The organism is Streptomyces apocyni (genome assembly GCF_009739465.1).
In the GTDB taxonomy this organism is placed as follows: domain Bacteria; phylum Actinomycetota; class Actinomycetes; order Streptomycetales; family Streptomycetaceae; genus Streptomyces; species Streptomyces apocyni.
This window is the reverse complement of sequence record NZ_WHOM01000061.1, coordinates 143947-155866: the sequence shown is the minus strand read 5'-3', so window position 1 is coordinate 155866 and position 11920 is coordinate 143947. Positions and strand designations below refer to the sequence as shown.

Here is an 11920-nt window from a genome sequence, read left to right as displayed (position 1 = left end):
GGCGTGACGATGTGACGCGTGCGCGGGAGATGTGCGCGTACTGCGCGCGTAGGCCGCCCGGCCGGGGAAGGATGGGTCCATGGGATTCCATGTCGACTCCGAGGCCGGGCGGCTGCGCCGCGTGATCCTGCACCGCCCCGATCTAGAGCTGAAGCGCCTCACGCCCAGTAATAAGGACGCCCTGCTCTTCGACGACGTGCTGTGGGTGCGCCGCGCCCGCCAGGAGCACGACGGCTTCGCCGATGTGCTGCGCGACCGTGGCGTGGCGGTGCACCTCTTCGGTGACCTGCTGCGCGAGACGCTGGAGATCCCGGCCGCCAGGGACCTGGTCCTGGACCGGGTCTTCGACGAGAAGGAGTACGGCCCGCTGGCCACCGAGCCGCTGCGGGTCGCGTTCGAGACCATGCCGGGTGCGGATCTGGTGGAGGCGCTGGTTGGCGGCATGACCAAGCGGGAGTTCCTGGAGCGTCACCCCGAGCCGACCTCCGTGCGCTTTCACGCCATGGAGCTGGATGACTTCCTGCTCGGCCCGCTGCCCAATCACCTGTTCACCCGCGACACCTCCGCCTGGATATACGACGGGGTGTCGATCAACGCGATGCGCTGGCCCGCACGGCAGCGCGAGACCGTGCACTTCGAGGCGATCTACCGGCACCACCCGCTGTTCACCGGGCCCGAGGCCGGTGGCTTCCACCACTGGTCGGAGGGGCAGAGCGACTACCCGTCCACCATCGAGGGCGGCGATGTGCTCGTCATCGGCAAGGGCGCGGTACTGATCGGGATGAGCGAGCGCACCACACCGCAGGCCGTCGAGATGCTGGCCCACAAGCTGTTCGCGGCGGAGAGCGCCCAGGTGATCGTCGCCCTGGACATGCCCAAGAGCCGGGCGTTCATGCACCTGGACACGGTGCTCACGATGATCGACGCGGACACCTTCACACAGTACGCGGGCCTCGGCATGCTCCGCTCGTACACCATCGAGCCCGGCGACGGCGCGCGGGAGCTCAAGGTCACCGACCATCCACCGGAGAACATGCACCGGGCCATCGCCGGCGCCCTGGGGCTGAGCGCGATCCGGGTGCTGACCGCGACCCAGGACGTGCACGCGGCGGAGCGGGAGCAGTGGGACGACGGCTGCAATGTGCTGGCCGTCGAGCCCGGGGTGGTCGTCGCCTACGAGCGGAACGCCACCACCAACACCTATCTGCGGAAGCAGGGCATCGAGGTGATCGAGATGCCGGGCAGCGAGCTGGGCCGGGGTCGGGGCGGGCCTCGCTGTATGAGCTGCCCGGTCGAGCGGGATGCTGTATAGAGCCGAGCGGGGTGCTGCGTAGAGCCGAGCGGGATGCTGCACAGAGCCCAGCGGGTGCTGTATAGAAATGCCTGTTGTCGTATAGACTTCCAGTCGTCCCCGTATTCGCAGCACAGGAGCGACTCATGGCCACCGACCTCACCGGCCGCCCCTTCCTCAAGGAGCTGGACTTCACCGCCGAGGAGTTCCGCGCCCTGATCGCGCTGGCCGCTGAGCTCAAGGCGGCGAAGAAGGCCGGGAACGAGTCCCGCCGCCTGACGGGCAGGAACCTCGCGCTGATCTTCGAGAAGACCTCGACCCGCACCCGCTGCGCCTTCGAGGTGGCGGCCGCCGACCAGGGCGCGTCCACCACCTACCTCGACCCGTCCGGCTCGCAGATCGGGCACAAGGAGTCGGTGAAGGACACCGCGCGCGTGCTCGGCCGGATGTTTGACGGTATCGAGTACCGCGGCGACAGTCAGGCCACGGTCGAGGAACTCGCCGCGTACGCCGGGGTGCCCGTCTACAACGGCCTGACCAACGACTGGCACCCGACCCAGATGCTGGCCGACGTGCTCACCATGACCGAACACGCGGCGGGCCCCCTCACCGAGACGGCCTTCGCCTACCTCGGCGACGCCCGGTTCAACATGGGCAACTCGTACCTGATCACTGGTGCGTTGCTGGGCATGGACGTACGGATCGTCGCGCCCAAGGCGTACTGGCCCGCCGAGGACATCGTCGCGCGGGCCCGGGAACTCGCCGTCGGCAGCGGCGCCCGGGTCACCCTCACCGAGGACGTCACCGACGGCGTGCGCGGCGTGGACTTCGTCGCCACCGATGTCTGGGTGTCGATGGGGGAGCCCGCGGAGGTCTGGGATGAGCGGATCGAGGCCCTCGCCCCGTACGCGGTGACCATGGACGTGCTGCGGGCCGCCCAGAACCCCGACGTCAGGTTCCTGCACTGCCTTCCGGCCTTTCATGACCTCGGCACCAAGGTCGGCCGGGAGATCCACGAGCGGCACGGGCTGAGCTCGCTCGAGGTGACCGACGAGGTCTTCGAGTCGGCGCACTCGGTCGTGTTCGACCAGGCCGAGAACCGGCTGCACACCGTCAAGGCGGTTCTGGTGGCCACCCTCACGTAGCGGAGCGACACGTCTGAAGCCCGCAGGGCGTAGTCCTGCGGGCCTTTGGCGTTCCCATGGAACGTGACGCGGAGTCACATCTATTCCTGTGTTTGCGGTGTGGGTGGGTTTGCGTCCAGCTGAGGAGGTAGTTAGGTTAGCCTTACCAAACCTGCTCGGGGGGGGGATGTATGACGACCCGGAATTCGGGGGTCGCGGGCTCGGTCGCGCTGGTCACCGGGGCGGCCAGGGGGATCGGCGCCGCCGTGGTGGACGGACTCGTTCGCGAGGGTGCCACCGTCGCCGCCGTTGATGTGGACGCCGAGGGTCTGGCCGGACTCGTGGACCGCTCGAACGGCCGCGTCGTGGCCTTCGTCGCGGATGTGGCGGACGCCGGCGCGGTCGCCGAAGTGGTCGAACAGGTCGAGCGTGGGATCGGGCCCGTCGACATCGGGGTGTCCGTGGCGGGCATCCTGCGGCCGGGGGCGGTGTGCGACACCACCGACGAGGACTGGGCGGACACGTTCGCCGTCAACACCACCGGGGTGTTCGCCGTGTTGCGCGAACTCGCCCGCCGGATGGTGCCCCGCGGGCGCGGGTCGCTGATCACCGTCGGCTCCAACGCCGCGGGTGTGCCACGTACGGGGATGGGCGCGTACGCCGCGTCCAAGGCCGCGGCCACGATGCTCACCCGGTGCCTCGGTCTTGAGGTGGCTCGCCATGGCATCCGGTGCAACGTGGTCTCGCCCGGTTCGACCGACACCCCGATGCAGCGGCAGCTGTGGACCGGCGAGGACGACCTCGCGCGGGTGATCGCGGGGACCCCGGAGCAGTTCCGGGTGGGTATCCCGCTGGGGCGCGTAGCCGACCCCACCGACATCGCCGACGCCGTGTTGTTCCTGGCTTCCGACCGTGCCCGGCACATCACCATGCAGGACCTGTTCGTCGACGGCGGCGCGACTCTGCGCGCCTGAGAAAGGAAGAGCTGACGTGTCCCTATCCGCGCTTGTGCGCCCCAGACCCGTGCACCGGGCGGCCGATCTGCTGGCCGCCTATCTGCCAGGCTCGTTCTACTTCTCCTCTACGCGAGGCGCGCTGCTCGCCGACGGTGTGCACGCTCGGGTCCGGCCCGGCAGCGGAGCGCGGGCATCGGCCGCCGCCGCCGCGCTGGACCAGGCCGCCGCGGCGGGTCTGGCCGAGCCCGTGGTCGTCGGGGCCGTCGGGTTCCGCCCGGAGGCCGAGACCGGCCTGGTGGTGCCGTCCGTGGTGCGGCGCGCGGGTGTTCCCGATGTCGTACGGGCCCCCGAGGCGGAGTCCGGGGTGGCGTGGACGGTCACCCCGCGTCCCGAGCCCGCCGATTACGCCGACGGCGTGCGCCGGGCCCTGGAGCTGATCGGCCGCGGCGACCTGTGCAAGGTCGTCCTGGCCCGCTGCCTGGAACTGACCGCCGACACCCCGGTGTGGGTGCCCGCGCTGCTCGCCCGGCTGGTGCGGGCCGACCCGGCCGCGTACGCCTTCGCGGCCGATGTCACCGCGCCCGGTGATCCCGCGCCGCGCACGCTCGTCGGGGCCAGCCCCGAACTGCTGGTGTCCCGGCGCGGTACGACGGTGGTCGCCAACCCGCTGGCCGGATCGATACCCCGGTCCGGCGACGCGGCCCTCGACCGGGAACGGATCGCGCGGCTGCGGGAGTCGGCCAAGGACCTCGGTGAACACGCCCACACCGCCGGGCAGGTGGCCGACGTACTCGGCGGGTTCTGTGCTGATCTGGAGGTGCCTGACGGGCCCGAGGTGATCGGCACGCCGACGATGTGGCACCTGTCCACCCGGATCACCGGGCGGCTGGCGGACCCGGCCGACCCGGCCAGCTCGGCGCTCGGTCTCGCCGAGGCGCTGCACCCGACGCCCGCGGTGTGCGGGGTCCCGGCGGCCGGGGCGCTCGCGGCCATCGCGGACCTGGAGCCGGAGGACCGCGGCTACTACGCGGGGATGGTCGGCTGGACCGGGCTCGACGGCGACGGCGAGTGGGCGGTGACGATCCGCAGCGCCGAGGTGTGCGACCGCACACTCCGGCTGTTCGCCGGGGCCGGGATCGTGGACGGCTCCGAACCGGCCGCCGAACTGGCCGAGACCGCCGCGAAGTTCCGCACGCTGCTGCGTGCCATCGGCCTGGAGGACGTGGCGTGACCATGGACCATGTGCCCTGGCCTCCGGAGGCCGCCGCCCGCTACCGGGCCGCCGGTCACTGGCGTGGCGAGACCTTCGGGGCGCTGCTGACGTCGCTCGCCGGTACGTACGGGGAGCGGACCGCCGTGATCGGCGGGGACATCCGGTGGACCTTCGCCGAACTGGACGAGCGGGCCCACCGGATCGCGGCCGGACTGGTCAACTCCGGTCTCGCGCCCGGTGACCGGGTGGTGCTGCAACTGCCCAACATCCCGGAGTTCCTGCCGGTGGTGTTCGGGATGTGGCGGGCCGGTGTGCTGCCGGTCTTCGCGCTGCCCGCGCACCGGCACAGCGAGCTGCGGCACTTCGCCGAACAGAGCGAGGCCGCCGCCATCATCACGGTCGGTACGTACGAGCGGCACGACCACGCCGCCGTGGCCCGTGCCGTCGCCTCCGAAGTGGCCTCCGTACGGGAGGTGCTGGTCGTCGGGTCGGAGGAATTCGCCGCGCTGGCCGCGACCGAGCCGCGCGAACTGCCCGACCCCGACCCGGAGGGCATGGCGTTCCTCCAGCTCTCCGGGGGAAGCACCGGGCTGCCGAAGCTGATCCCGCGCACCCACGACGACTACCTCTACAGCGTCCGCGAGAGCGCCCGGATCTGCGGACTGACCCAGGACAGCGTGTACTTGGCCGCGCTTCCCGTGGCGCACAACTACCCGCTCAGCTCCCCGGGAGTGCTGGGCGCGCTGTACGCGGGCGCGGCCACCGTGATGGCGCCACGACCGGACGCGGACACCGCGTTCCGGCTGATCGAGACCGAGCGGGTCACGATCACCGGCGTGGTACCGCCGCTGGCCGCCGCGTGGGTGCAGGCCGCGGCCCGTACCGACCGTGATCTGTCCTCTCTTGAGGTGCTGTTGGTCGGCGGGGCCAAGTGCGGGCGCGAGCTGGCCGAACGGATCGGTCCCGCGCTTGGCTGCCGGTTGCAGCAGGTGTTCGGGATGGCCGAAGGGCTGGTCTGCTACACGCGCCTGGACGATCCCGACGAGGTTGTACTCGGTACCCAGGGCCGCCCGATCTCGGCTGACGACGAGGTGCGCGTCGTCGACCCGGAGACCGGCGCCGATGTGGCCCCGGGCGAGGCGGGCGCACTGCTCACCCGTGGTCCGTACACGATCCGCGGCTACTACCGGGCCGAGGAACACAACGCCACCGCGTTCACCCCGGACGGCTTCTACCGGACCGGTGACCTGGTACGACGTACGCCCACGGGGCAACTCGAAGTCGTCGGCCGGGCCAAGGAGCAGATCAACCGGGGCGGCGAGAAGGTCGCGGCCGAAGAGGTCGAGAACCATCTGATGGCCCATCCGGGCGTGCTCGACGCCGCCGTCGTCGCGGTGCCCGACCCGTATCTGGGCGAGCGCACCTGCGCGTACGTCGTGCCCGTGGCCCAAGAGCAGCCCACCGGGCGGGAGTTGCGCGCCTTCGTGCGCGAGCGCGGCGTGGCCGCCTTCAAGGTGCCGGACCTGGTGCAGGTCGTCGAGGAGTTCCCGGTGACCGGCGTCGGCAAGACCAGTAAGCGCGAGCTGAGGGCGGCCCTGGCCGTACTCGCTCGGAAGGAGTGATGAGTGTGTCCCTGCCCGAGATACGGCCCTATCCGCTGCCCACGGCCGCCGAACTGCCCACGGGGCGGGTGGCCTGGCGGCCCGATCCGGACCGCGCGGCCCTGCTGATCCACGACATGCAGCGCTACTTCCTGGCGCCCTACGCCGGGGCCCCGGTGCCCGAGGTGACCGCGAACATCGCGCGGCTCGCCGACGCCGCCCGTGAGCGGGGGATTCCGGTCTTCTACACCGCGCAGCCCGGCAGGCAGGAGGCCGCGGACCGCGGGCTGCTCACCGAGTTCTGGGGCGACGGCATCGGCGCGGTGATCGACTCCGACCCGGCGGCCGCGGACGTCGTCGACGCGCTCGCCCCGGCCGAGGCCGACACCGTACTGGTCAAGTGGCGCTACAGCGCGTTCCAGCGCAGCACGTTCGCCGAGCAGCTGGCCGCGCTCGGCCGTGACCAGCTGCTGATCACCGGCGTGTACGCGCACATCGGCTGCCAGGCCACCGCCGTCGAGGCGTTCATGCGTGACGTGCGGCCGTTCCTGGTGGCCGACGCGATCGCCGACTTCTCCCGCGAACGCCACGACCAGGCATGCGAGTACGTCGCCCAGCGCTGCGGCGTCGTCACCACCACCGCCGACGCGCTGACCGCCCTGTCGGCGCCGATCCCCGCAGGAGCCGTCCGATGAGCGATCCGATGAACCAGACCCTGTCGCCCGAGCGCGTCCGTGCCGACGTGGCGGAGCTGCTGGGCTGCGACCCGGCCGCCATCGCGCCCGACGACGACCTGGTCGACCTCGGCCTGGACTCGGTACGGATCATGACCCTGGTCGAGCGCTGGCGCGCCGCGGGAGCGAGCACCCTGGAATTCCCCGACCTGGCCGAACAGCCCGAACTGGGCCACTGGACGGCCCTGCTGACCGGAGCGGCCGCATGACCCGCGTCGACCACCGGCACCGGCACCTGGACCGGATCGCCGAGGTCCGCGCGGGCCGCCACGCCGAGAAGGTGGGCTACCCGATCCATCTCCGGGAGACCGAGGTCGTACGGACCACCATGGTCGGGTCCGGACTGCTGCGGGTGACTCTGGGCGGGCCGGGCGCGAAGGGATTCGAGGCCCACGCGCCGGACGAGCATGTGAAGCTGATCTTCCCCGAGCCGGACGGCTCGCTGCGGCTGCCCGAGCGGAACGGCATGATGCTGCGCTGGCCACGGCCCGCGCCCACCTCACGCGAGTACACCGTGCGCCGTTACGACCCGGTCGCGGGCGAGATCGACATCGATATCGCCCCGCACGACGGCGGGCTCGCGTCGGGTTGGGCGCAGGCGGTCCAGCCGGGCGCGGTCCTGCATGTCGCGGGCCCGCCCGGCGGCCTGATCGTCCCGCACACCTACGACCGCTACCTGCTCGCGGGCGACATCACGGCGCTGCCCGCGATCGCGCGCTGGCTGGAGGAACTGCCGCGCGGCGCGCGGGGCTGGGCGTTCGTCGAAGTCGCCGACGCCGCCCAGGAGATCGAGCTGTCCGCGCCCCAGGGCGTCGAGGTGCGCTGGCTGCACCGCGGCGACCGCCCGGCGGGCACCGGCGACGCGCTGGCGCGTGCCGTGACCGCGGTGACCGTACCCGAGGGCGAGCGGGTGTACGTGTGGGCCGCGGGCGAGGCGGGGCAGATCAAGCCGCTGCGCCGGTGGGTCCGCGACGAGCTGCGGCTGGAGAAGGCCGACCACGACATCACCGGCTACTGGAAGCGCGGCGTCGCCGACTTCGACGAAGACGACGACTGAGCCGAAGGCGGCCGCAGACCCACCGGCCATCCGTTCGCCATGCCCTGAAGGCCGCCAAGCAAGGTGAGCCTTACCTGATGAATCATTATCTGATGAATACGGAGTTTCCTATGTCCCTGCGCAGATCGTTCGGCCTCGTCGCTGCCGTGGCGTTGGCCCTGGCCCTGACCGGGTGCGGGTCCTCGTCCTCCGACAGCGGAGATGACACGTCCAAGAAGGACGACAAGAAGAGCGAGACGCGGGTGTTCGCCGCGGACAACGGCAAGATCACCATCCCCGCCGACCCGCAGCGCGTGGTGGCCACCGGCTACGCCGTACCCGTCATGATCGAGGCCGACGCGCCGCTGGTCGGGATCTCCTCCTGGCAGCGCGGTGAGCCGATGATGAACAAGGAGGACCTGGCCACCTACAAGAAGCTCCCCAAGATCGCGGGTGAGCAGGCGGCCGAGACCAACTACGAGGCCGTCGCCGAGGCCGACCCCGACCTGATCGTCATCGGTGTCCCCGCCCCGGTGCTCGGCGACATCGACGTCAAGCGGCTGGAGTCCATCGCCCCCGTCGTGGCGATCGGCCCGACCGTGCCGTCCGCGTGGCGCGAACTGGCCCAGAAGCAGGCCGACGCGGCGGGCTCGCTCAAGCAGTTCGACGCCGTACAGAAGGACTACGAGGCCAAGGCCGAGAAGCTGGCCAAGAAGTACAAGGACGCGCTGTCCCCGTACAAGGTCGGTCACGTCGGCTCGTACGGCGACGTCGCCAAGGGCACCTTCCAGCGCGAGTTCAGCGGGTCCTGGGGCACCAACATCGCCGAGGACATCGGCGCGAAGTACTACGGCAAGGTCAAGGAGTCCGGGCCCGGCTCGCGTTCGGTCAGCGAGTACCCCTCCATCGAGGAGCTCCCGGACTCGCTCGGTGAGGCCGACGTCATCACCTACTCGGTCAAGGCCGACGGCAGCGTCCCCGAGTCGGTCAAGTACGTCATGGACTCCAAGCTGTGGAAGAACCTGCCCGCCGTGAAGGCCGGGAAGACCTTCCCGATCCGCTACACCGAGGCCGCGACCTACGGGCAGGCCATGCAGACCCTGGACGCGATCGACACGTCGTTCGCGCCGCTGCTGGACCAGTGACCGTCGCAGGGCACGCCCCCGAGACGGCGAGGACCAGACGGGCGGTGCCGCAACTCGGCCTGCTCGTCGGCGGACTGGCGCTGCTGGCCGCTGTCGCCGTCCTCAGCATCGGCATCGGCGCCCGCTCGGTCCCGCCCGCCGAGGTCGTACGGGCCCTGGTGGACTTCCAGGGCACCGACGACCATGTGATCGTGCGGGACGTCCGGGCGCCCCGCGCGCTGCTGGCCGTCGCGGTGGGCGCCGCCCTGGCGGTCGCGGGCGCGCTGATCCAGACCCTCGCCCGCAACCCGCTGGCCGAACCCGGCATCCTCGGGGTCACCGCGGGCGCCGGGTTCGCCATCACCGTCGGCTCGGCGCTCGGCCTCGCCGCCGGACAGGCGGGCGAACTGGGCTTCGCGGTCATCGGATCGGTGCTCGCGGCGCTCCTGGTCGCCGCGGTCGGGCGCCGCTCGCCGCTGCGCCTGGTGCTCACCGGCGTGGCCCTGACCGCCGTGCTGGGTGGCGTCGGGCTGGGCCTCAGGCTGATGCTCCCGGACGTCTTCGATATGTACCGGTTCTGGTCGGTCGGCTCGCTCGCGGCCCGCGAACAGGCGCCCCTGGAGCTGCCGTTGGCCGCGATCGGGGTGTCTCTGCTCGGCGCGCTGCTGCTGAGCCGGGCGCTCAACGCCCTGACGCTCGGCGAGAGCGTGGCGCACACGCTGGGCGCGGGCGTCGTCCGGGTACGGGCCGCCACGCTGGCGCTGATCACCGTGCTCAGCGGGGCGGCGACGGCGATCGCCGGGCCGATCCTGTTCGTCGGACTGATCGTGCCGCATCTGGCCCGCAGACCGGCGGGCGGCTCGGTGCCGTGGCTGATCCTCTACACCATGGTGCTCGGCCCGGTCCTGCTGCTGGTCGCCGACATCGGGTCGCGGGTCCTGCTGCCCACCGGCGAGGTGCCGGTCGCCGTCGTCACCGCGTTCCTCGGCGGCCCGATGCTGATCTGGGCCGTCCGCCGCTACGGGGCGGGGGCGCTGTGACCGTCACCGAACCGCGGGAACGTAAGGAACTGCCCCGGCTGCGGGTGGAGCGCCGCACGGTCGTCCTCACCGTGGTGCTCCTCGCCCTGCTGCTCGGCCTGGCGCTGCTCGGGCTCTGCTACGGCGCATCCTGGTCCACCCCCGGCGAAGTGCTGGCCGTACTCACCGGAGCCGAACACTCCGTGGTGATCCTGGACTGGCGCCTGCCACGGGTGCTGGCCGCACTCGTCTTCGGCGCCGCACTCGGCGTGGCCGGGGCGCTCTTCCAGAACCTCACCCGCAACCCGATGGGCAGCCCCGACGTCATCGGCCTCGACGCGGGCGCCTACACCGGCGCCCTGGTCGCCCTCACCGTACTGTCCGGCACCTCGGCGCAGTTGGCCGTCGGCTCGGTGGCCGGTGGTCTTCTCGTCGCGGCGGCGATCTACCTGCTCTCGTTCGACCGGGGCTTCTCTGGGCTGCGGCTTGTCGTCATCGGCATCGCGGTCAACGCGATGGTGACCGCCGTCAACTCGTGGATCGTGCTGCGCGCCGAACTGGAGGTGGCGATCGCCGCGGTCGGCTGGAGCGCGGGCTCACTCAACGGAGTGGGCTGGGCCGACCTGTGGATTCCGTTCACGGTGATCGCCGTACTGCTGACCCTGATGGCCACGCGGGCACACGCCATGCACCAGGCATCGCTCGGCGACGCGATCGCGGTGGCCACCGGGGTCGGGCTCGACCGGCTGCGCCTGCTGATGGTCCTGGTCGGCGTCGGCTGTACGGCCACGGTGACGGCGGTGGCCGGGCCGATCGCGTTCATCGCGCTGGCCGCCCCGCAGATCGGCCGCAGGCTCGCGGGCGCTGCCGGAGTGCCGCTGCTCCCGGCCGCGCTGACCGGTGCGGTGCTGCTCCAAGGCGCCGATCTGCTCGCCCAGATGCTGCTGGCGCCCGTCGCGCTGCCGGTCGGCGTGGTGAGCACCGCGATCGGCGGCTGCTATCTGATCTGGCTGTTGACCAAGGAGGTGGGGCGCGCGTGACCGCACGCCTGACCGCGCGGGACATCACCCTGCGCTACGGCGACCGAGTGGTGTCCACCCGGCTCAGCCTGGACGTACCCGACGGGGCGTTCACCGCCGTCGTCGGCCCCAACGCCTGCGGGAAGTCCACCCTGTTGCGGGCGCTCGTCCGGCTGCTGCGGCCCGACGCCGGGCAGGTGCGGTTCGACGACCGCGAGGTCGGCGGCTACCCGGCGAAGGCGCTGGCCAAGCAGCTCGGGTTCCTGCCGCAGGACCCGCTGGCCCCCGACGACATCAAGGTCCGCCAACTGGTCGGCCGGGGACGGTTCCCGCACCAGTCGCTGCTGGCCATGTGGTCGCGCGACGACGAGGAGGCCGTCACCGAGGCGATGGCCGCCGCCGGTGTCGAGGACCTGGGCGACCGGCCGGTGCAGGAACTGTCCGGCGGCCAGCGGCAGCGGGTGTGGATGGCCATGGTCCTCGCCCAGCGGACGCCCTACCTGCTGCTCGACGAACCCACGTCGTTCCTGGACATCACCCACCAGTACCAACTGCTCGGCCTGCTGGCCAGGTTGCGCGACGAGGGCCGCACGGTCATCGCCGTCCTGCACGACATCAACCAGGCCTGCCGGTTCGCCGACCATCTGGTCGCCATGAAGGACGGCCGGGTGGTCGCCGAGGGCGACCCCGCGGACATCGTGGACGCCGCGCTGATCAAGGACGTGTTCGACCTGCCGAGCGTGATCGTCCCCGACCCGGTGACCGGAACGCCGATGGTCGTCCCCACACTTCAAGGAGAGTAA

General features: G+C 71.5%; 12 protein-coding genes. All 12 read left to right on the top strand.

Features of this window, described 5'->3' with window-relative positions; genetic code table 11:
• The first annotated feature begins 79 nt into the window (after window positions 1-79).
• The 12 genes from GCN81_RS17220 to GCN81_RS17165 all read left to right on the top strand — a co-directional run bounded on the left by GCN81_RS17220 (window position 80) and on the right by GCN81_RS17165 (window position 11920).
• The gene (locus GCN81_RS17220) at window positions 80-1312 is read left to right on the top strand and encodes an arginine deiminase (RefSeq protein WP_156725518.1); all 1233 of its coding nucleotides are present in this window, start codon (window positions 80-82) and stop codon (window positions 1310-1312) included.
• A 125-nt stretch (window positions 1313-1437) separates the two neighbouring features.
• Complete coding sequence (gene argF, locus GCN81_RS17215; protein WP_156725517.1) at window positions 1438-2436, top strand: ornithine carbamoyltransferase; 999 nt, start codon at window positions 1438-1440, stop codon at window positions 2434-2436.
• A 170-nt stretch (window positions 2437-2606) separates the two neighbouring features.
• Window positions 2607-3389 carry a 2,3-dihydro-2,3-dihydroxybenzoate dehydrogenase gene (locus GCN81_RS17210; RefSeq protein ID WP_156725516.1) on the top strand — a complete coding sequence of 261 codons (783 nt, stop codon included), beginning with the start codon at window positions 2607-2609 and terminating at the stop codon, window positions 3387-3389.
• A 16-nt stretch (window positions 3390-3405) separates the two neighbouring features.
• Entirely contained in the window at window positions 3406-4602 is a 1197-nt protein-coding gene (locus GCN81_RS17205) for an isochorismate synthase (RefSeq protein WP_156725515.1), read from the top strand.
• 2 nt (window positions 4603-4604) lie between these two features.
• Window positions 4605-6206 carry a (2,3-dihydroxybenzoyl)adenylate synthase gene (locus GCN81_RS17200; protein ID WP_156725591.1) on the top strand — a complete coding sequence of 534 codons (1602 nt, stop codon included), beginning with the start codon at window positions 4605-4607 and terminating at the stop codon, window positions 6204-6206.
• The gene (locus GCN81_RS17195; protein ID WP_156725514.1) at window positions 6206-6880 is read left to right on the top strand and encodes an isochorismatase family protein; all 675 of its coding nucleotides are present in this window, start codon (window positions 6206-6208) and stop codon (window positions 6878-6880) included. Before GCN81_RS17200 ends, GCN81_RS17195 begins: the two co-directional genes overlap by 1 nt.
• A gap of 8 nt (window positions 6881-6888) precedes the next feature.
• A complete protein-coding gene (locus GCN81_RS17190; protein WP_156725590.1) occupies window positions 6889-7128 on the top strand; it encodes a phosphopantetheine-binding protein in 240 nt (79 codons plus the stop codon).
• Window positions 7125-7976 carry a siderophore-interacting protein gene (locus tag GCN81_RS17185; protein WP_156725513.1) on the top strand — a complete coding sequence of 284 codons (852 nt, stop codon included), beginning with the start codon at window positions 7125-7127 and terminating at the stop codon, window positions 7974-7976. The genes GCN81_RS17190 and GCN81_RS17185 overlap by 4 nt, the downstream gene beginning before the upstream one ends.
• A 110-nt stretch (window positions 7977-8086) precedes the next feature.
• Complete coding sequence (locus GCN81_RS17180; protein WP_156725512.1) at window positions 8087-9100, top strand: ABC transporter substrate-binding protein; 1014 nt, start codon at window positions 8087-8089, stop codon at window positions 9098-9100.
• On the top strand, window positions 9097-10119 hold the full coding sequence (locus GCN81_RS17175; protein ID WP_156725511.1) for a FecCD family ABC transporter permease: 1023 nt from the start codon (window positions 9097-9099) through the stop codon (window positions 10117-10119). Before GCN81_RS17180 ends, GCN81_RS17175 begins: the two co-directional genes overlap by 4 nt.
• Window positions 10116-11138 carry a FecCD family ABC transporter permease gene (locus GCN81_RS17170; RefSeq protein ID WP_407697980.1) on the top strand — a complete coding sequence of 341 codons (1023 nt, stop codon included), beginning with the start codon at window positions 10116-10118 and terminating at the stop codon, window positions 11136-11138. Before GCN81_RS17175 ends, GCN81_RS17170 begins: the two co-directional genes overlap by 4 nt.
• Complete coding sequence (locus GCN81_RS17165; protein ID WP_156725510.1) at window positions 11135-11920, top strand: ABC transporter ATP-binding protein; 786 nt, start codon at window positions 11135-11137, stop codon at window positions 11918-11920. Before GCN81_RS17170 ends, GCN81_RS17165 begins: the two co-directional genes overlap by 4 nt.

Bases quoted from the DNA above. Each gene is read 5' to 3' on its own strand.
- GCN81_RS17220 (WP_156725518.1), top strand. From the start codon at position 80: ATGGGATTCCATGTCGACTCCGAGGCCGGGCGGCTGCGCCGCGTGATC.
- argF (WP_156725517.1), top strand. From the start codon at position 1,438: ATGGCCACCGACCTCACCGGCCGCCCCTTCCTCAAGGAGCTGGACTTC.
- GCN81_RS17210 (WP_156725516.1), top strand. From the start codon at position 2,607: ATGACGACCCGGAATTCGGGGGTCGCGGGCTCGGTCGCGCTGGTCACC.
- GCN81_RS17200 (WP_156725591.1), top strand. From the start codon at position 4,605: ATGGACCATGTGCCCTGGCCTCCGGAGGCCGCCGCCCGCTACCGGGCC.
- GCN81_RS17195 (WP_156725514.1), top strand. From the start codon at position 6,206: ATGAGTGTGTCCCTGCCCGAGATACGGCCCTATCCGCTGCCCACGGCC.
- GCN81_RS17190 (WP_156725590.1), top strand. From the start codon at position 6,889: ATGAACCAGACCCTGTCGCCCGAGCGCGTCCGTGCCGACGTGGCGGAG.
- GCN81_RS17185 (WP_156725513.1), top strand. From the start codon at position 7,125: ATGACCCGCGTCGACCACCGGCACCGGCACCTGGACCGGATCGCCGAG.
- GCN81_RS17180 (WP_156725512.1), top strand. From the start codon at position 8,087: ATGTCCCTGCGCAGATCGTTCGGCCTCGTCGCTGCCGTGGCGTTGGCC.